Origin of the sequence: Mycolicibacterium anyangense (assembly GCF_010731855.1) — a bacterium.
In the GTDB taxonomy this organism is placed as follows: Bacteria; Actinomycetota; Actinomycetes; order Mycobacteriales; family Mycobacteriaceae; genus Mycobacterium; species Mycobacterium anyangense.
On record NZ_AP022620.1, the window covers coordinates 2991366 to 3010747 of the forward strand.

General features: G+C 68.8%; 15 protein-coding genes. 8 read left to right on the plus strand and 7 right to left on the minus strand.

Annotated elements, in window-relative coordinates:
- The 5 genes from G6N35_RS13965 to G6N35_RS13985 all read left to right on the plus strand — a co-directional run bounded on the left by G6N35_RS13965 (window position 1) and on the right by G6N35_RS13985 (window position 7015).
- On the plus strand, window positions 1-873 hold the full coding sequence (locus tag G6N35_RS13965; protein WP_163804795.1) for a potassium-transporting ATPase subunit C: 873 nt from the start codon (window positions 1-3) through the stop codon (window positions 871-873).
- A 101-nt stretch (window positions 874-974) separates the two neighbouring features.
- Window positions 975-3455, plus strand: a complete 2481-nt coding sequence (locus G6N35_RS13970; RefSeq protein ID WP_246224598.1) for a DUF4118 domain-containing protein — start codon at window positions 975-977, stop codon at window positions 3453-3455.
- Window positions 3452-4138 carry a response regulator gene (locus tag G6N35_RS13975; RefSeq protein WP_163804796.1) on the plus strand — a complete coding sequence of 229 codons (687 nt, stop codon included), beginning with the start codon at window positions 3452-3454 and terminating at the stop codon, window positions 4136-4138. The genes G6N35_RS13970 and G6N35_RS13975 overlap by 4 nt, the downstream gene beginning before the upstream one ends.
- A gap of 413 nt (window positions 4139-4551) precedes the next feature.
- Entirely contained in the window at window positions 4552-6483 is a 1932-nt protein-coding gene (locus G6N35_RS13980; RefSeq protein ID WP_163807671.1) for an APC family permease, read from the plus strand.
- A gap of 40 nt (window positions 6484-6523) precedes the next feature.
- Entirely contained in the window at window positions 6524-7015 is a 492-nt protein-coding gene (locus G6N35_RS13985; RefSeq protein ID WP_163804797.1) for a DUF4383 domain-containing protein, read from the plus strand.
- Here the strand turns inward: G6N35_RS13985 and G6N35_RS13990 are convergent.
- The 5 genes from G6N35_RS13990 to G6N35_RS14010 form a co-directional block, all read right to left on the minus strand.
- Window positions 7008-7949, minus strand: coding sequence for a Ppx/GppA phosphatase family protein (locus G6N35_RS13990; RefSeq protein ID WP_163804798.1), 942 nt, complete (start codon window positions 7947-7949; stop codon window positions 7008-7010). The two genes, G6N35_RS13985 and G6N35_RS13990, sit on opposite strands and share 8 nt — an antisense overlap.
- On the minus strand, window positions 7946-8437 hold the full coding sequence (locus G6N35_RS13995) for a DUF501 domain-containing protein (protein ID WP_163804799.1): 492 nt from the start codon (window positions 8435-8437) through the stop codon (window positions 7946-7948). The genes G6N35_RS13990 and G6N35_RS13995 overlap by 4 nt, the downstream gene beginning before the upstream one ends.
- A complete protein-coding gene (locus tag G6N35_RS14000) occupies window positions 8430-9107 on the minus strand; it encodes an FtsB family cell division protein (protein ID WP_163804800.1) in 678 nt (225 codons plus the stop codon). The genes G6N35_RS13995 and G6N35_RS14000 overlap by 8 nt, the downstream gene beginning before the upstream one ends.
- A gap of 21 nt (window positions 9108-9128) precedes the next feature.
- Entirely contained in the window at window positions 9129-10415 is a 1287-nt protein-coding gene (gene eno, locus G6N35_RS14005; protein ID WP_163804801.1) for a phosphopyruvate hydratase, read from the minus strand.
- A gap of 107 nt (window positions 10416-10522) precedes the next feature.
- Complete coding sequence (locus tag G6N35_RS14010; RefSeq protein ID WP_163804802.1) at window positions 10523-11251, minus strand: lytic transglycosylase domain-containing protein; 729 nt, start codon at window positions 11249-11251, stop codon at window positions 10523-10525.
- Between the two features lie 177 nt (window positions 11252-11428).
- On the opposite strand from G6N35_RS14010, the gene efeU reads away from it, so the two are divergent.
- The 3 genes from efeU to efeB are packed head-to-tail and all read left to right on the plus strand — an operon-like array spanning window position 11429 to window position 14788.
- A complete protein-coding gene (gene efeU / locus G6N35_RS14015) occupies window positions 11429-12340 on the plus strand; it encodes an iron uptake transporter permease EfeU (protein ID WP_163804803.1) in 912 nt (303 codons plus the stop codon).
- Window positions 12337-13500 (plus strand): iron uptake system protein EfeO, encoded by a 1164-nt coding sequence (gene efeO / locus G6N35_RS14020; protein WP_163804804.1) that lies wholly within the window; start codon window positions 12337-12339, stop codon window positions 13498-13500. The genes efeU and efeO overlap by 4 nt, the downstream gene beginning before the upstream one ends.
- A gap of 7 nt (window positions 13501-13507) precedes the next feature.
- On the plus strand, window positions 13508-14788 hold the full coding sequence (gene efeB, locus G6N35_RS14025) for an iron uptake transporter deferrochelatase/peroxidase subunit (protein WP_163804805.1): 1281 nt from the start codon (window positions 13508-13510) through the stop codon (window positions 14786-14788).
- Here the strand turns inward: efeB and G6N35_RS14030 are convergent.
- Window positions 14761-15699, minus strand: a complete 939-nt coding sequence (locus G6N35_RS14030; protein WP_163804806.1) for a nucleoside triphosphate pyrophosphohydrolase — start codon at window positions 15697-15699, stop codon at window positions 14761-14763. The genes efeB and G6N35_RS14030 overlap by 28 nt on opposite strands.
- Window positions 15696-19376: a transcription-repair coupling factor gene (mfd, locus tag G6N35_RS14035; protein ID WP_163804807.1), complete on the minus strand. Its 3681-nt coding sequence runs from the start codon at window positions 19374-19376 to the stop codon at window positions 15696-15698. Before mfd ends, G6N35_RS14030 begins: the two co-directional genes overlap by 4 nt.
- Between the last annotated feature and the right edge of the window lie 6 nt (window positions 19377-19382).

A 19382-nucleotide genomic window follows, 5' to 3' on the forward strand; every position in this document is an offset into this window, starting at 1 on the left:
ATGAACCTTCTGATCCGCCAACACTGGGCCGCGCTGCGCGCGCTGCTGGTGCTCACCGTCATCCTCGGCATCGGCTATCCGTTGTTCATCTGGCTGGTGGCCCAGATCCCCGGCCTGCAGGACAAGGCCGACGGCTCGATCGTGGAGCTGGGCGGCAAGCCCGTCGCCTCCAGCCTGATCGGACAGTCCTTCACCGACGCCAAGGGCAACCCGCTGCCGCAGTACTTCCAGAGCCGCCCGTCGGCCGCCGGCAACGGATACGACCCGCTGAACTCCGGCGCGTCGAACCTCGGCCCGGAGAACATCGTCGATGCCGGCCCCGACAAGCCCAGCCTGCTGAGCCAGGTCTGCACCCGCAGCAAGGCCATCGGCGAGCTCGACGGCGTCGACGGCGCCCGCCCGTTCTGCACCGGCGACGGTGTGGGTGCGGTGCTGGCGGTGATCGGCCCGCGTGACGCCCGCGGCGTCGTCGTCAACCCCACCCAGGTGATCAGCGTCAACGAACCGTGCGCCAGCACGGCCCGGCCGTTCCTGGACACCTACGAAGGTGTGCGGGTGCAGTGCGCCAAGGCCGGCGAGGACTACTCGGCCGGCCAGATCGTGCCGATCCGCGGCTCGGCACCCGCCGATCCCGCGGTGCCCGCCGACGCCGTCACCGCCAGCGGCAGCGGCCTGGATCCGCACATCTCGCCCGCCTACGCACAGCTGCAGATCGCCCTGGTGGCCAAGACCCGCAAAGTCAGCCCACAGCTGGTGCGCAGCCTCGTCGATGAGTACACCGACGGCCGCACGCTGGGCATCTTTGGCGAACCCAGGGTCAATGTGGTGGAACTCAATATCGCCCTGGACCAGAAGTTCCCGCTCAAGAGCTGATCCGCGTGAATGATGATCATGTGGATACCGTCCAGCCGCCGCGGGTAACCAGCAGCGGCGCGCAGAACGCCTCGCCCGGCGACAAGCCGCGGCGGGGCGAGCTGCGCATCTACCTGGGCGCCGCCCCCGGCGTGGGCAAGACCTTCGCGATGCTCGGCGAGGCCCACCGGCGCCTGGAGCGCGGCACCGATCTGGTGGCCGCGGTGGTCGAGACGCACGGTCGCAAGAAGACCGCCGAACTGTTCGACGGTATCGAGGTGATCCCGCCGCGCTACATCGACTACCGGGGCGGCCGGTTCGCCGAGCTCGACGTGCCCGGGGTCCTGGACCGTCACCCGCAGGTGGTGCTCGTCGACGAGCTGGCTCACACCAACACCCCCGGCAGCAAGAACCCGAAACGCTGGATGGACGTCGAAGAACTTCTCGACGCCGGCATCTCGGTGATCTCCACCGTCAACGTCCAGCACCTGGAAAGCCTCAACGACGTCGTCGCCCAGATCACCGGTATCGAGCAGCAGGAGACGGTGCCCGACGAGATCGTGCGCGGCGCCGCCCAGATCGAACTCGTCGACATCACGCCGGAGGCGTTGCGGCGCAGGCTTTCTCACGGCAACGTGTATGCGCCGGAGAAGGTCGACGCGGCGCTGTCCAACTACTTCCGCCGTGGCAACCTCACCGCGCTGCGCGAGCTCGCACTGCTGTGGCTGGCCGACCAGGTCGACGCCGCGCTGTCGAAATACCGCGCGGAGAACAAGATCACCGCGACCTGGGAGGCCCGCGAGCGGCTGGTGGTCGCGGTGACCGGCGGCCCGGAGTCCGAGACCCTGGTGCGCCGGGCGTCGCGGATCGCCTCCAAGTCCAGCGCCGAGCTGATGATCGTGCACGTGGTCCGCGGCGACGGCCTGTCCGGGGTGAGCGCGCCGCAGATGGGCAAGGTCCGTGAGCTGGCCGCCAGCCTGGGCGCCACCGTGCACACCGTCGTCGGCGACGATGTGCCAAAAGCGTTGCTGGACTTCGCCCGCGAGATGAACGCCACCCAGTTGGTGATCGGCACCTCGCGGCGCTCGCGGTGGGCGCGGATCTTCGACGAGGGCATCGGCGCGGCGATCGTGCAAGAGTCCGGCAAGATCGACGTCCACATGGTCACCCACGAGGAGGCCAGGCGCCGGATCTCGATGCGCGCCGCCTCCCCGCGCGAACGACGGGCCCTGTCGTGGGTGGCCGCGGTGGTGGTGCCATCACTGATCTGCGGGATCAACGTCGCCTTCCTGGACCGCTACCTCAACACCGCCGGTGAGAGCGCACTGTTCTTCGTCGGCATCCTGCTGGTGGCACTGCTGGGTGGCGTGGTCCCCGCGATGGTCTCGGCGGTGCTGTCCGGCCTGTTGCTCAACTATTTCCTGACCGCACCGCGCTACACCTTCACCATCGCCGAGCCCGACGCCGCCATCACCCAGTTCGTCATGCTGGCCATGGCGGTGGCGGTGGCGGCCCTGGTCGACAGCGCCGCCAGCCGCCAGCGTGAGGCCCGCCAGGCCTCCCGCGAGGCCGAACTGCTGACGTTGTTCTCCGGCTCGGTGCTGCGCGGCGCCGACCTGAGCGCCCTGCTGGAGCGGGTCCGGGAGACCTACTCCCAGCGCGCCGTGAGCGTGCTGCGCGTTCAGGGCGAGGACGAACAGATCGTCGCCTGTGTGGGCGAGAGTCCCTGCGTGACGGTGGATTCCGCCGATACCGCCATCGAGGTCGGCGACGACGAGTTCTGGATGCTGATGGCCGGACGCCAACTGCCCGCGCGCGATCGGCGGGTGTTGACCTCGGTGGCCAAACAGGCCGCCGGGCTGGTGCGCCAGCGCGAACTCGCCGAGGAGGCCGGTAAGGCCGCGGCCATCGAGAAGGCCGACGAACTGCGCCGCTCGCTGCTCTCGGCGGTCAGCCACGACCTGCGCACGCCGCTGGCCGGGGCCAAGGCCGCGGTGTCGAGCCTGCGGTCCGACGATATCGACTTCTCCGCCGAGGACACCGCCGAACTGCTGGCCACCATCGAGGAGTCGGTGGACCAGCTCACCGCGCTCGTCGACAACCTGCTGGACTCCTCCAGGCTGGCGACCGGGGTGGTACGGCCCGAACTCAAGCGGGTGTACCTCGAAGAGGTGGTGCAGCGCGCCCTGCTGTCGATCGGGCGCGGGGCCACCGGATTCGGGCGCAGCGGGCTGGACCGGATCAAGGTCGAGGTAGGCGACGCGGTGGCGATGGCCGACGCCGGTCTGCTGGAGCGGGTGCTGGCCAACCTGCTGGACAACTCGCTGCGCTACGCCCCGGACAGCATCGTGCGGGTCAACGCCGGACAGGTCGGCGATCGTATCCTGATCAACGTGGTCGACGAAGGTCCGGGCGTGCCGCGCGGCACCGAGGACCAGATGTTCGAGGCCTTCCAGCGGCTTGGTGACCGCAACAACAAGCACGGTGTCGGACTTGGCCTTTCGGTGGCCAAGGGGTTCGTCGAGGCGATGGGTGGCACCATCTCGGCCACCGATACGCCGGGCGGCGGCCTGACCGTCATCGTCGACCTGGGGGCGCCATGACCAAGGTCAAGGTGCTGGTGATCGACGACGAACCACAGATCCTGCGCGCCCTGCGGATCAACCTCAGCGTGCGCGGCTACGAGGTGATCACCGCCGCGACCGGTGCGGCGGCGTTGAAGGCCGCCGCCGAACACCGGCCGGACGTGGTGGTGCTCGACCTCGGTCTGCCCGATATGGACGGGATCGAGGTACTCGGCGGTCTGCGCGGGTGGCTGTCCGCACCGGTGATCGTGCTGTCGGCGCGCACCGACTCCACCGAGAAGGTCGAGGCGCTCGACGCCGGCGCGGACGACTACGTGACCAAGCCGTTCGGGATGGACGAATTCCTGGCCCGGCTGCGCGCCGCCGTGCGCCGCGGCGCGGTGGCATCCGAGACCGACGAGCCGGTGATCGAAACATCCTCGTTCACAGTCGATCTGGCGGCCAAGAAGGTCGTCAAGAACGGCGCCGAGGTGCACCTGACCCCGACCGAGTGGGGCATGCTTGAGATGCTGGTGCGCAACCGCGGCAAGCTGGTCGGGCGCGAGGAGTTGCTGCGGGAGGTCTGGGGGCCGGCCTACGCCAAGGAGACGCACTACCTGCGGGTATACCTGGCTCAGCTGCGCCGCAAGCTCGAGGTCGACCCGTCGCATCCGCGTCATCTGCTGACCGAAGCCGGCATGGGGTACCGCTTCGAGGCCTGAGCGACGGGCACACAGACACACGCGCGTGTTCGGATGACACATCTGTCCGCAGGCAACTATCGTGACATCGTCATATGTTGATACGTACCCGCAGTGCCCGCCCCCACGGGCCGCGAAGGAGATGATCCGACATGAATGTTTCCGAGACCAAGCACACCGGTGGTTGCACCTGTCGCTGTAACGCCTGCGACGGTGGCCATCACTGCCACAACATCGGCAGCGGCTGCCGCGTCAAGCCGTAATCTTCTGCACTACTGCGATCAGAGCGCCGGGCACGTGACGGCGCTCTGATCGTTTTTCACCCAGCGCCGCGCGCCGGGGGGAATTCTTAACGGAATCTCTACGGGTCAGGCAACGCGGGCAGCCCTGCGGCAAAACTAGGCTGGCCTCTCGTGTCTTCACCGACTTCACTGATGAAACGCCTCGTCGTCGGTCGGCCGTTTCGCAGTGACAGCCTCGGCCACACCCTGCTGTCCAAGCGCATCGCGCTGCCCGTGTTCGCCAGCGACCCGCTGTCGTCGGTGGCCTATGCCACCCAGGAGATCCTGCTCATCCTGACCCTGGGCGGGCTGGCCTACATGCACCTGACGCCCTACATCGCCGCAGGCGTGGTGGTGCTGCTGGCCGTCGTCGTGCTGTCCTACCGGCAGGTGGTCAAGGCCTACCCCAGCGGCGGCGGCTCCTACGAAGTGGTGTCCAAGAACCTCGGCCCGTTTGCGGGCCTGGTGGTGGCCGCGGCGCTGATGGTCGACTATGTGATGACCGTCGCGGTGTCGGTGGCCGCCGGAGTGGACAACATCATCTCGGCAATTCCCGAACTCAACGCCTACCGGGTGGCCATCAACGTCGGGTTCATCGTCGTACTCACCGCAATGAACCTGCGCGGGGTCCGGGAGTCCGGACGCGCCTTCGCCATTCCCACCTACGCCTTCATCGCCGGTGTCTACCTCATGGTGGCGCTGGGACTGTTCCGGGCCGTCCTGGGGCATCCGCCGGTGGCCGAAAGCGCCCACTACGGTGTGCGCGCCGAGCAGGTCGGACTCACCACACTCGCGCTCGTCCTGCTCATCCTCCGGGCCTTCTCCTCGGGATGCACCGCACTGACCGGTGTCGAAGCCATCTCCAACGGCGTACCCGCCTTCCGGAAGCCCAAGGCGCTCAATGCCGCTCGCACGATGACCGCGATGGGCATCCTGGCTACCACGATGTTCGCCGGAGTGACCGCACTGGCACTGATCGCCAAGACCCGCGTGGTGGAGAACACCTGCGACCTGGTCGGATTTCAGGGCGACTGCACTACCGAGCCGCAACGCACCGTCATCGCCCAACTGGCCGCGGCGGTGTTCGGCAACAACAGCATCTTGTTCTTCTTCATCCAGGCCGCCACCGCGCTGATCCTGATCCTGGCAGCCAACACCGCCTACAACGGATTCCCGCTGCTGGCATCGATCCTGGCCCAGGACAGATATCTGCCCCGGCAGCTGCAGAACCGCGGCGACCGGCTGGCCTACTCCAACGGCATCATCCTGCTGGCCGTGGTCGCCGGCGGCCTCATCTACGCCTTCGACGGTTCGGTGACCCGGCTGATCCAGCTCTACATCATGGGCGTGTTCACCTCGTTCACGCTGTGCCAGGCCGGCATGGTGCGGCATTGGAATACCGCGCTGCGCCACGCCGACACCGCGGCTGACCGTCGAAAGATCAAGGGCGCCAGGGCTGTCAACGCATTCGGGGCGGTCCTGACCGGCCTGGTCCTGGTGGTCGTGATGATCACGAAGTTCACCCACGGCGCCTACCTGGTGGTCATCGCGATACCCGTGCTGTGTGTGGTCATGCAATCCATTTATCGGCACTACGCCTCGGTACGCGAGGAACTCCAGGTCGACGCCGACGACGAAGGCACACTGCCCAGCCGGGTGCACGCCGTGGTACTGGTCTCCGGATGGAACAAGGCCACCCAGCGTGCTGTCCTGTTCGCCCGCGCCACGAAACCGCACACCTTGACCGCCTTGACGGTGAACATCAGCGACAGCGACACCCGCGCCTTGCATCGCGAGTGGGAGAACCTGGACGTCGACGTGCCGCTGAAGGTGGTCGAGTCGCCGTACCGCGAAATCACCCGACCGGTGCTGCAGTACCTCAAGCGCGCCAGGCAGGGCCCCCGCGACGTGGTGTGCGTCTACATCCCCGAAACCGTCGTCGGCCGGTCGTGGCAGAACCTACTGCACAACCAGAGCTCGCTGCGGCTCAAGGCCCGCTTGCTCTTCGAGCCGGACGTGATGGTGACCAGCGTTCCCTACCAACTGCACACCGCCACCCACCGGGATCTGACCGCCGCCGGGTAACCGGCGGTTGACGCCGGTGCCGCAGGGGTACCCGTGCCCCATGCGGACCGCCAAATCCGGCAGGCTGCAACGACCCCAGGTCGGGCTGCTCGCCGTGCAGGGGGCCGCGGTGCTCGTCGCCGCGGCCTTCCTGGCTGTCGCGATCGCCGGGTTCACCCCCGGCCTGACCACCCGGCTGGACCAGTTGCAGTGGTGGGGGCCGGAATCGCGCGCGCAACTGTTCGGGGTGTTCGACACCTCGGTACTGCACAACCTGGTGCACCTGCTGGCCGGAATGGCCGGGCTGCTACTGGCCACCAGCTACGCCCGAGCCCGGGCCTACCTGATCATCGGGGGGCTGATGTTCCTGGGCCTGTGGCTCTACGGGCTGCTGGGTGACCCCGCCGTCGTCCCGCTCGGCGATGCCGACAACTGGCTGCACTTCTCGATCGGTGTGGTGATGGTTCTGCTGGGCGTCACACTGGCCGGCGCCAGGGTGCCCACCGGCGCCGGCGGAGAACCCCTGCTTCCCGAGGACGACGGCCTCAGCTGATCGACAGCGCGATACCGTCGAGGATGTCGTGCTCGCTGACGATCAACCGGTCGATCCCGGCCCGTTGTCCCAGGGCATCGGCCAGTTCCTCGACGACGATCGAACCGCCGCCGATCACGTCCACCCGGCCTTCGTGCATCGGCCCCAGCGCCGCCCGCTGCGCACGGGTCATCCCGATCAGCTGATCGCATACCGGCAGCAGCTGACCGAACGACACCTGCGACAGGTGGATCGCGTCGGAGTCATAGGTCGTCATGTTCTGCGCCAACGCCGCCAGGGTGGTGAAGGTGCCGGCCACCCCCACCCAGGTCTTGGCCTTCTCCACCGGAACCACCCGCAGCGCCTCACCGAGGCGCTCACGTACCACCTCGCGGGCCGCGGCGATCTCGACAGCCGTCGGCGGATCGGAATGCAGACAGCGTTCGGTCAGCCGCACACATCCGATATCGGCCGAGTACGACGCCTGCACGCCACCGTGCCCGCCCAACACCACCTCCGTCGACCCACCACCGAGGTCGACCACGACGAAAGGTGCTGCATCAGAATTCAATTCACCTACCGCGCCGTTGAACGACAGCTCGGCCTCCTCGGCCCCGGTAATCACCTCGGCCACGGCACCCGGCACCACGCGGCCCAGCACCTCGGCCGTCATCGCGAAGAACACGTCGCGGTTGGCGGCGTCCCGGGTGGCCGACGTCGCCACCATCCGCACTGTGGGAACCTCGAACCGGTCCAACAGGGCGGCGTAGTCGACGAGCGCCGCACGGGTCCGCTCCAGGGCGTCGGGAGCGAATTGCCCAGTGGCGTCGACGCCCTGACCCAGGCGCACGATCCGCATCTCCCGGTGCACATCGCGCAGCCGGCCTTCGAGGCGGTCGGCGATCAGCAACCGGATCGAGTTGGTGCCGCAGTCGATCGCCGCCACCCGGTTCACGTCCACTCCCCCTTCGCCAGAATTCCGGCCATCGCCGGTTCGGCGGCCAGCACCGCCAGCGCCTGATCACCAAAAGGATTGACGCCGCGGCCTTTTGCCAACGAATGTGCGATCAGCACATGCAGGCACTTCACCCGGTCCGGCATCCCGCCACCGGAGAACGTGGTGCCCAGCGATTCGATCGCATCCCGCTCGGCCAGATAGGACTCGTGCGCCCGCCGGTAGGCGTCGGCGACCTCGGGGTCGGCCGCCAACCGCTCGCTCATCGAGCGCATCAGGCCCTCGGACTCCAGCCGGCTCGCCGCCGCCGTCAGCGCCGGATGGGTCAGATAGAACAGGGTAGGGAACGGGGTGCCGTCGGGCAGCCGCGGCGCCGTCTTCACCACGGCCGGTTCACCATTGGGGCATCGGTAGGCGATCTCGAGCACACCGCGTGGCTCCCGCCCCAACTGCTGGGCCACCGCGGCGAGATCGGCCGGATCAACCACCGGGCTGCACCGGCGCCGGCTCCGGTGGAGGCGGCGGCGCGTTGGGATCGACCGGCTGCGGCGCGTTGGGATCAACGGGCTGCGGAGCCGGCGGTGGACCGTGCGGCGTATCGGCGATGGTGTGCCACAACGAGGTGTACCAGGGATCGCTGCTGCGAGCGGTCTCGGTCTGCGGGCTCGCCCCCGGCGCGGGCACCGCCCCGGCCGGCAACTGCACCTGATACGGGATGTCGCCGGGCATGACGAAGCCGAGTCGCTCCCGGGCCTGGGCTGCGATGTACACCGGATCGGCCAGCTTCTGTTTCTGGGATTCCAGCTCCGAGATCTGCTGGCGCAGCATGGCTTCGGTGGCGGCGAGTTGCTTCATCTCGGTGCGCTGGGCGAAGTAGGTGCGCACCGGTCCGGCGATGGTCAGCGTCAGCACGCACACCACCGCGGCCAGGATGGCGGCCCGCCGGGCGGTGAAGCCCAGTCGCTGTTCGTTGCGCTGCTCGGTCGACGCGACGATCGCCCGCCGGATGGGCTCGGTGACGCTGTGCCCGGCCGGCTCGGCCTGCGGCCGCGACTCACGCTTGGCGGCGGGGGTGGGGCGAGGGCGGTTCCGACTCGACGCCCCCGGCCGGGAGGCCGGGGAGCGCCGCTTCGGGTCAGGCCGCTTGCTTTCCGCCACAATGACGTCCCTGAGTGGGCGCTACTCGCCTGCCACGAACCGCGGGAAGGCCAGGTCGCCCGCGTAGCGGGCGGCATCGCCGAGGGCTTCTTCGATGCGCAGCAGCTGGTTGTACTTGGCCACCCGCTCGCTACGGGCCGGAGCACCGGTCTTGATCTGACCGCTGCCGACCGCCACCGCGAGGTCGGCGATCGTGGTGTCCTCGGTCTCACCGCTGCGATGGCTCATCATCGTGCGGTAGCCGCTGTTGTGCGCCAGCGACACCGCGTCGAGGGTCTCGGTGAGCGTGCCGATCTGGTTCACCTTCACCAGCAGCGCGTTGGCCGCGCCACGCTCGATGCCCTCTTCGAGACGCTCGGGGTTGGTGACGAACAGGTCGTCGCCGACGATCTGCACGCGGTCACCGATCGCGGTCGTCACCTGTACCCAACCCTCCCAGTCGTCCTCGGAGAGCGGGTCCTCGATGGACACCAGCGGGTAGGAGTCGAGCAGCTCGGCGTAGAACTGGCCCATCTGCTCGGCGGTCCGGATCTCCTTCTCGAAGCTGTATCCCGTTCCGGCGGTGTAGAACTCGGTGGCCGCGACATCGAGGGCCAGCGCCACGTCGGTGCCCAGCTTGAGGCCGGCTCCCTCGATGGCCGAGCCGATGAGGTCCAGTGCGGCCTTGGTGCCGGGGAGATCGGGTGCGAAGCCGCCCTCGTCGCCCAGACCGGTCGACAGGCCCTGCTTCTTGAGCACCGACTTCAGCGAGTGGTAGACCTCCGCACCCCAGCGCAGCGCCTCCTTGAAGCTCGGCGCGCCGATCGGGGCGATCATGAACTCCTGGACGTCCACCCCGGTGTCGGCGTGCGCGCCGCCGTTGATGATGTTCATCATCGGCACCGGCAGGATGTGGGCGTTGGGGCCACCGAGGTAGCGGAACAACGGCAGCGCGGCGCTGTCCGCTGCGGCCTTGGCCACCGCCAGCGAGACGCCGAGGATGGCGTTGGCGCCCAGCCGGGACTTGTCCGGGGTGCCGTCGAGGTCCAGCAACGCCTGGTCCACCAGTCGCTGGTCGTCGGCGTTGAGGCCGATGACGACCGGGGCGATCTCGTCGAGCACGGCCTCGACGGCCTTCTCGACGCCCTTGCCGCCGTAGCGGGCGGCGCCGTCGCGCAGCTCGACGGCCTCGTGCTCGCCGGTGGAAGCACCCGAGGGGACGGCGGCACGCGCGAAGGTGCCGTCGATCAGGGCCACCTCGACCTCGACGGTCGGATTACCGCGTGAGTCGAGAATCTCGCGGGCCGCAACCTGCTCGATGATGGGCACTGGCTTTCTCCTTGCGTCGTGGTGTGCGACGAACGTCCTCGTCCGGCTCCGGGCGCGGGGCCCGCTGACGGGTCATAGCCTAGATGGTCGGCAGCGCGGTAGTGCTGTTAGAGCGGGTGTCCCTGGGCGTAGGCCGTCGCCCAGTCCCGCACGGTGCGGGCGTACTGGTCAGAGTGGTTGTAGGCGTGCAGGGCGTTCATCCAGCCACGCGGGGTGGCCAGGTCTTTGCCGCGGAAGCACAGGTACCCGGCGGCCGACAGAGCAGCGTCGTCGATGTTGTCGGGACTGATCTGGCCGTCGTTGTTGGCGTCGACGCCGTAGAGCCGCCACGTCTCGGGGATGAACTGCATCGGTCCCATCGCCCTGGCATACACCGGATCACCGTCGTCGGAGGCATCGGAGTCGATGATCTCGAGGTTGCCGTTGGTGCCGTCGAGGTGGACGCCGCGGATCGGCGGCCTGACATCTCCGTTGGGCGCGACGATCGCCCCGCGGTACGTGCCGTGGTGGCTTTCCACCATCCCGATGCCGGCCAGCGTCGTCCACGCCAGATGGCAGTTGGGATTCTCCACCTCGGCCACCCGTGCCGCGTAGGCGTAGGCCTCCAGCGCCGTCACCGGGATGTCGAGTGCCGCGGCGCGTTCGGCCGCCCACTGGTGCAGTTGGTCGGCGGGCCGGCCCTTGGCGTGGGTGTCCACGGCGGGCACCGGGTCACCCGCAGGCGGTGGCACGCCTTCGGGGATCGGCGTGCCCAGCTGCCACGAACAACTCGCGGCCAGCAGCAGCGCTGCTGTCGCGATGACGGCGCCGGCCCGCACCCAACGCGATGACGACACGGAACTCCTCGAACCCAACTTGCGGTCTCTACATCGTCCCACGGGTTCAGGGCCGTTAGTCCCTAGCAAAGCCGAAGATCGGGCCGGTAACTTCCGTACCGCACCCCTGCTAAGGTAAGCCCACCCTATATTTGGTAAGCCTTAGCTGCCCAACCAGAAGCCTGTGAGGAACTGCCGATGACCACGTCTTTCGCCGCTGCGGGACCAACGGTTCCCGCCCAGCTCTTCGGCAGCGGCCTCATCGGTCTGCGCGAGGGCCTCGAGGCCGGCATCGTCGTCATGGTCCTGGTCGCCTTCCTGGTCAAAGCGCAGCGCCGGGATGCCCTGAAATGGGTGTGGCTGGGGGTGGCCGCCGCCGTCGCGATGACCGTCACCGTGTTCCTGGTGATCCAGTACGGCACCTACACGATCAAGGATCTGGCCGCCGAGGCGATCGCCGGCGTGGCCTCCCTGGTGGCCGTCGCGATCGTCACCTCGATGGTGCTGTGGATGCGCAAGGCCTCGGCCGGACTGTCCGGCGAGTTGCGCGCCGGGATGTCCCGCGCCCTGGAAACCGGCGCCACCGCGGTGTTCATGCTGGCCTTCCTGGCGGTGGGCCGCGAAGGTTTCGAAACCGCGCTGTTCATGGTCGGCTACGCCGAGGCCGAGACCGCCTGGCCGCTGCTCGGTCTGCTCGTCGGCGTGGCAGCGGCCGCGGCGATCGCCTGGGGCATGTACGCCGGGGCGGTCCGGATCAATCTGGCCACGTTCTTCAAATACACCGGGGCGTTCCTGATCGTGGTCGCCGCCGGAATCCTGGCCTATGGCGTCGGCGCCCTGCAGACCGTCGGCTGGCTGCCCGGCCTCGGCGCCAAGGCCTTCGACGCCAGCGCGGGATTCAACTGGTCGTCCTGGTACGGCGAGATCATCCAGGGCGTCTTCAACATCACCCCCACCCCGACGGTGCTGCAGCTGATCGCCTGGCTCGGCTATCTCGCGATCGTCCTGACCGTCTTCCTGCGACCGGTGACCGCCACACCAGCCGCCCAGACCCCCACCAGCTCCGCCACCACGGAGCAAACCCCTCAACCCGAAAGGTCCGCTTCGTGATCCTGCCCGCCTCCCTCAAATCCGGTGCCGCCGCCGCGGCCGCGATCCTCGCCGGGGTGTCCCTGGCCGGATGTACGGCCAAGGAAACCAAGTCCGCCGACCCGGGCAGCAAAGCCGAGCAGATCACCGTCGACGCCTCCGACACCGCCTGCACCCTGTCGGGCACCACGGCCAAGACCGGCCCGAGCACGTTCGTGATCACCAACAACGGCACCAAAGTCACCGAGTTCTACGTCTACGGCGAGGGCGAGCGGGTGATGGGCGAGGTGGAGAACATCTCCCCCGGCCTGCAGCGCAAGCTGATCGTGCAGCTGGGCCAGCCCGGCACCTACCAGACCGCCTGCAAGCCCGGGATGATCGGCGACGGCATCCGCGGCGACTTCGTGGTCACCGGTGATGCGATCGCCGTCGACACCGAGGGCAAGTTCAAGGAAGCCTCCGACAGCTACAAGCGCTACGTCAACAGCCAGACCGACGCCCTCATCCCGGCCACCGAGGCCTTCACCGCGGCGATCAAGGCCGGCGACATCGCCAAGGCCAAGTCGCTGTACCCGACCACCCGCACCTACTACGAGCGCATCGAGCCGGTCGCCGAGTCGTTCCCGGACAACCTCGACCCGCGCATCGACCTGCGCGAGGCCGACCTGGAGCCGGGCCAGAAGTGGACCGGGTTCCACCGCCTGGAGAAGGACCTGTGGGTCAGCGGCCTGCAGCCCGACACCAACGCCGTCGCCGACCAGCTGGTCGCCGACGTCAAGGAACTCGACAACGGCGTCAAGGCACCCGGCTGGACCATCGACTCGACCCAGATCGCCGGCGGCGCACAAGGTCTGCTCGACGAGGTGGCCAGCAGCAAGATCACCGGCGAAGAGGACATCTTCAGCCACACCGACCTCTGGGACTTCGAAGCCAACGTCGAAGGCTCGCAGACCGCCGTCGCCTCGGTCCGCCCGATCCTCGACGAGCGTGACCCCGACCTGGGCAAGCGGGTCGACAAGCGCTTCGCCGACGTCGAGGCGCTGCTGGCCAAGTACCGCAAGGGCGACGGCTTCGTCTCCTACGACAGCGTTACCGAACCGCAGCGTCAGGAACTGTCCCGCGCCATCGACGCGCTGAGCAAGGAAGTGAGTCAGGTCCAAGGTGTCATCGCTCCCCAATAACACTGACGTGACGCCGGCCGAGCCGGCGCGCCCGGGGCTGTCCCGGCGCAAGCTGTTCGGCGCCGCCGGCGTCACCGCGGCCGTCGTCGGCGCCGCGGGCGCCGGCGCACTGGCCGGACGGGCCTCGGCGGCCAGCACGATGGATCACGGGCTGGACAAGCCGGTGCCGTTCCGCGGCACCCATCAGGCCGGCATCGTGACACCGGCGCAGGACCGGATGCATTTCGCCACCTTCGACATCACCACCGACTCCAAGGCCGACGTCGTGGCGATGCTCAAGGAATGGACCGGCATGGCCGAGCGGATGACCGCCGGTCACGAAGCCGTGCACGACGGTGCGATCGGACTCAATCCCTATGCGCCGCCCGCCGATACCGGCGAGGCGCTCGGGCTGCCCGCCTCGCAGCTGACGCTGACCATCGGCTTCGGTCCGAGCTTCTTCCTCAAGGACGGCAAGGACCGCTTCGGGATCGGCGGCCAGAAGCCGGCGCTGCTGGAGAACCTGCCGAAGTTCCCCAACGAGACCCTGGACCCGGCACGCTGCGGCGGCGACATCGTGGTGCAGGCCTGCGCCAACGACCCGCAGGTCGCCGTGCACGCGATCCGCAACCTGGCCAGGGTCGGGTTCGGCACTGTCGCGGTGCGCTACTCCCAGCTCGGGTTCGGGCGCACCTCGTCGACCACCCGGGAACAGTCCACCCCGCGAAACCTGTTCGGGTTCAAGGACGGAACCAACAACATCAAGGCTGAGGACACCTCGACCCTCGACGACCAGGTGTGGGTGGCAGGCGGTGACGGGCCGGCCTGGATGACGGGCGGCACGTATCTGATCAGCCGGCGGATCCGGATGCGCATCGAGAACTGGGACCGCACCACGCTGCTGGAGCAGGAGCGGGTGATCGGCAGGCAGAAGGGCAGCGGGGCGCCCAACGGGCTGACCCAGGAGTTCGAGGAACTCAACCTCGACCTCGTCGACAACAAGAGCAACCCGCTGATCGACATGGGCGCGCACGTCCGGCTGGCCTCACACCAGCACCTCGGTGGCATCCGGATTCTGCGGCGCGGCTACAACTTCACCGACGGCAGCGACGGGTACGGGCATCTGGACGCAGGACTGTTCTTCATCGCGTTCATGCGCAACCCGGCCAAGCAGTTCATCCCGATGCAGACCGAACTGGCCCGCCACGACGCCCTCAACGAGTACATCACCCACACCGGCAGCGCGATCTTCGCCTGCCCGCCCGGACTGGGCGACAGCGACTACTGGGGCTCCACGCTGCTGGGTTGAGCCGACGGCCAGTGCGCCCGCCAGTCCTGCTCGGTGGGCGCACCGGCTGGGCCGCCGATCTCGCCGCGGGCCGACGCGATCGCCTTCTCGACAGCGCGCACGGTGTCCATGAACTCCAGAACCCTTGTGCGCAGCTCATTCTCGGCATCGCAATCGGCGCTGACCGTGACGGTGGTGATCGAACTCGGGATCAGATCGGCGGGCACGCCGGCATTGACCACCCGGGCGATCACCTTCTGCGCCAGCAGCAGCGCAGGCTGCGCGGTCGCGATGTCATCGACACAGGAGGAACGGGCAGCCTTCTCCAGCGCCTTGCGTTGCTCCCACTGGGCCAGCTGGTCCTCCAGGCTGATCGACTCACCGGCCAGCACCGCAGGCACCCGATTGCCGAGCTTACGGACCAGCGCATCGGCCACATCGTCGATCGAAAAAGCTTGCTGCGACGCCTCTTCGGCGATCCTGGCGTGGAACAGCACCTGCAGCAGGACGTCGCCCAGCTCGTCGCGCAGTTCCTCCAGATTGCCGCCGCGCACCGCGTCGAACAACTCGTAGGTCTCCTCCAGCAGGTAGCGGCGCAGCGAGTCGTGGGTCTGCTCGCTCTCCCACGGACCCGCCGTACGCAGCCGGTCCATCACCGCCACCGCGTCGAGCAGACGCTCGCCGGGCTGCGGATCGGGTACGGCGATCAGCCGCTCACCGGCGGCCAGCCGGGCCTTCACCGCGGGATGCTCGCGGTCCGAGGACAGCAGCACCGCCGCGTCCTGCCCGGTGAGCACCGGCCGCGCCGACGGCAACGACCACGGCACCCGGACCGGCATCTCCTCGGTGTATTGCACGTCCCCGCTGAGCAATTCGACCGCTTCGACCGGCACGAGCGCGGGCCGGCGCGGGTCGACGAGGATGACGGTCACGGCGCAGCCACCGGAGCGAACGTCGTGATGTCGACCTCGCCCTGCGGCCGCCCGTCGAGGGCCAGCAGCAGGTCGGCGATCATCTGCACCAACTCCAGGTCCCGGATCCGCGGCGCACCCACGCCGCTACCGGCGCGCGGGATCGGCACCTGCACCGTCGACGTCGTGGCCCGGTAGCTCGCGCCCGGATACACCCGCTTCAGCCGCAGCTGCGCGGAGTCCAGCAGGGTCAGCGGCGACAGCCGAAGCGTTGTCGGAGAACCGGTTCCGGTGGCCGCAACCTCGGTGACACCGTACTGGCGGCACAGCAGCCGCAACCGCGCCACGGCAACCAGTCGCTGGGCCGGCTCGGGCAGCGGGCCGTAGCGGTCGATCAGTTCCTCGACCACCGCGGCCACCCTGGCGTCGTCGCCGGCCGCGGCGAGCCTGCGGTAGGCCTCCAGCCGCAGCCTGTCACTGGCGATGTACTCCGGCGGCAGGTTGGCGTCCACCGGCAAGTCGATACGGACGTCCTTGGGCTCCTCGGCGGTGGTGACCGTCTTGCCGTCGGCCGCCGCCCGGTAGGCCTCGACCGCCTCACCAACCAGTCGCACATACAAGTCGAAGCCCACACCGGCGACGTGGCCGGACTGTTCAACGCCCAGCACGTTGCCCGCCCCGCGAATCTCCAAGTCCTTCAACGCAACTGCCATACCCGCACCCAGTTCGTTGTTCTGCGCGATAGTGGCCAGCCGGTCAAAGGCGGTCTCGGTGAGCGGCATCTCCTTGGGGTACAGGAAGTAGGCGTAGCCGCGCTCCCGGCTGCGGCCAACCCGGCCCCGCAACTGGTGCAGCTGGGACAGGCCGAAGGTATCGGCGCGCTCGACGATCAGGGTGTTGGCGTTCGAGATGTCCAGCCCGGTCTCGACGATGGTGGTACACACCAGAATGTCGAACTCCCGGTTCCAGAACCCTTCGACGGTGCGCTCCAGCTGATCTTCGGGCATCTGGCCGTGCGCCACCACCACCCGCGCCTCGGGCACCAGATCCTTGACCCGTGCGGCGGCGGCGTCGATGCTGCTGACCCGGTTGTGGATGTAGAAGGCCTGCCCGTCGCGCAGCAGTTCACGGCGTAGTGCGGCAGCCACCTGCTTGTCGTCGTGCGGGCCGACGTAGGTGAGCACCGGGTAGCGCTCCTCGGGCGGGGTGAGGATGGTCGACATCTCCCGGATCCCGGCCAGGCTCATCTCCAGGGTGCGCGGTATCGGCGTGGCGCTCATGGTCAGCACGTCGACGTGGGTGCGCAGGCTCTTGATGTGTTCCTTGTGCTCCACACCGAAACGCTGTTCCTCGTCGACGATCACCAGACCGAGGTCCTTCCAGCGCACCGCGGTCTGCAGCAGCCGGTGGGTGCCGATCACGATGTCGACACTGCCGTCGGCCATCCCCTCGATGACGGCACGCGACTCGGCCGGATCGGTGAACCGCGAAAGTCCTTTCACCGTCACGGGAAAGCCCGCCATCCGCGCGGTGAACGTCTGCAGGTGCTGGTCGGCCAGCAGCGTGGTGGGCACCAGCACCGCCACCTGCTTACCGTCCTGCACCGCCTTGAAGGCCGCCCGCACCGCGATCTCGGTCTTGCCGTAGCCCACGTCACCACAGATCACCCGGTCCATCGGGACCGGCTTCTCCATGTCGCTCTTGACCTCCTGGATAGCGGTGAGCTGGTCCATCGTCTCGGTGAAGCCGAACGCATCCTCCATCTCGGCCTGCCACGGGGTGTCCGGGCCGAACGCATGCCCCGGGGCGGCCTGCCGCTTGGCGTAGAGCGCCACGAGTTCGCTGGCGATCTCGCGAACGGCCTTGCGCGCCTTGGTTTTCGTGTTCGTCCAGTCGCTGCCGCCGAGCTTGCTCAGGCTGGGCTCCTGGCCGCCGACGTAGCGGGACAGCTGATCCAGTGAGTCCATCGGCACGTAGAGCCGGTCGGCGGCCTGGCCGCGCTTGGACGACGCGTACTCCAGCACCAGGTATTCGCGGCGGGCCCCGCCGACGGTGCGTTCGACCATCTCCACGAACCGGCCGATGCCGTGCTGATCGTGCACCACCAGGTCACCGGCGGTCAGCGCCAGCGGGTCAACGGTGTTGCGGCGCTTGGCCGCCAGCCGCTTGCCGTCGGTCGCGGTGACCCGGTTGCCGGTCAGGTCGGTCTCGGTGATCACCACCAGATTGGCGCCGGGAACCACGATGCCGTCGTGCAGCGGGCCCTTGAGCACGCCCACCACGCCGGCGTTGGGCGGCTCGCCCGCCTCGATCATGGCCGCCGGGGTGTCCCGCTCGGCGAGTTGTTCGACGACGCGGTGCGCGGTGCCGGTGCCCGGGGCGACGACGGCGGCGAAACCTCCGGTCAGCACGTGGGCACGCAACATCGCGAAGATCTCGTCGACGTTGCTCTGCTGGCCACGAGCGGTCGGCGACGCGCGCACCTCGAGTTCGATCGCCTGCTCGTCGGCGAGCTGGCTCAGCGTCCACCACGGATGCCCGCCGGCCGCGGCGGCCTGGCGCACCTCGGCGAGCTCACGGAAGCCCGAACCGCCCAGCTGCTCGAGATCGATCGGGGCGTCACCGCCGATGGCCGCCACCGACCACGACGCCTCCAGGAACTCCCGCCCGGTCTTGATCAGGTCGGCCCCGCGGGTGCGCACCTTCTCCGGATCGCACACCAGCACCGGCGTGCCGGCCGGCAGGTGATCGGTGAGCAGGGTGAGCTCGTCGGGCCGCAGCACCGGGGCCAGCGCCTCCATGCCGTCGACGGCGATACCGTCGGCCAGCTTGGCCAGCATCTCCCCGACGCTGCCGGTCACCCGGTTGTCGTCACCGCTGGGACGGTCGGCGACCAGCCGGGCCGCCCGCGCCCGCACCTGCTCGGTGAGCAGCAGTTCGCGGCACGGCACGGCGACCACCGTGTCGACCTCGATCTCCGGGATCGAGCGCTGATCGGCCACCGAGAACATCCGGATCTCGCTGACCTCGTCGCCCCAGAACTCGACGCGCACCGGGTGCTCGGCAGTCGGCGGGAACAGGTCAAGGATGCCGCCGCGCACCGCGAACTCACCGCGCTTGGCGACCATGTCGACCCGGGTGTAGGCCAGCTCGACCAGCCGGGCCACCAGGTCGTCGAAGTCCAGCTCGGCTGCTGTGCCTGATGTCGCCGGCCCGGCGGCTCCGGCCGCGAGGATCACCGGCTCGATATCGGCGACGTCGGGCGCCATCGGCTGCAGCAGGGACCGCACCGTGGTCACGACCACGCGCAGCGGCGGGCCCAGCCGGGCGTCGTCGGGGTGGGCCAGCCGGCGCAGCAGCATCAGCCGAGCACCGACGGTGTCGACACCGGGCGACAGCCGTTCGTGCGGCAGGGTCTCCCAGGACGGGAACAGCGCGACCGCGGGACCGAACACCCCGCGCAGCTCGGCCGTGAGGTCGTCGGCTTCCCGGCCCGTTGCGGTGACCACCAGAAGCGGCCCCCCGCGGGCCAGCGCACAGGCGGTGTAGAGCTTGGCGGCCGACGGTCCGACCACAGCCAGCTCGGCGGGGCGCTGCGCCGCGCGGTCCGCCAGTTCGGCGAACGTGGGCGCGCGCAACGCCAATTCGACCAGACCCGCGATCGGGGTCTGGACATACTGGTGCCCCGGTGCGGTCATGATGTG

Bases quoted from the DNA above. Each gene is read 5' to 3' on its own strand.
- G6N35_RS13975 (WP_163804796.1), top strand. From the start codon at position 3,452: ATGACCAAGGTCAAGGTGCTGGTGATCGACGACGAACCACAGATCCTG.
- G6N35_RS13965 (WP_163804795.1), top strand. From the start codon at position 1: ATGAACCTTCTGATCCGCCAACACTGGGCCGCGCTGCGCGCGCTGCTG.
- G6N35_RS13985 (WP_163804797.1), top strand. From the start codon at position 6,524: ATGCGGACCGCCAAATCCGGCAGGCTGCAACGACCCCAGGTCGGGCTG.
- G6N35_RS13980 (WP_163807671.1), top strand. From the start codon at position 4,552: ATGAAACGCCTCGTCGTCGGTCGGCCGTTTCGCAGTGACAGCCTCGGC.
- mfd (WP_163804807.1), bottom strand. From the start codon at position 19,376: ATGACCGCACCGGGGCACCAGTATGTCCAGACCCCGATCGCGGGTCTG.
- efeU (WP_163804803.1), top strand. From the start codon at position 11,429: ATGACCACGTCTTTCGCCGCTGCGGGACCAACGGTTCCCGCCCAGCTC.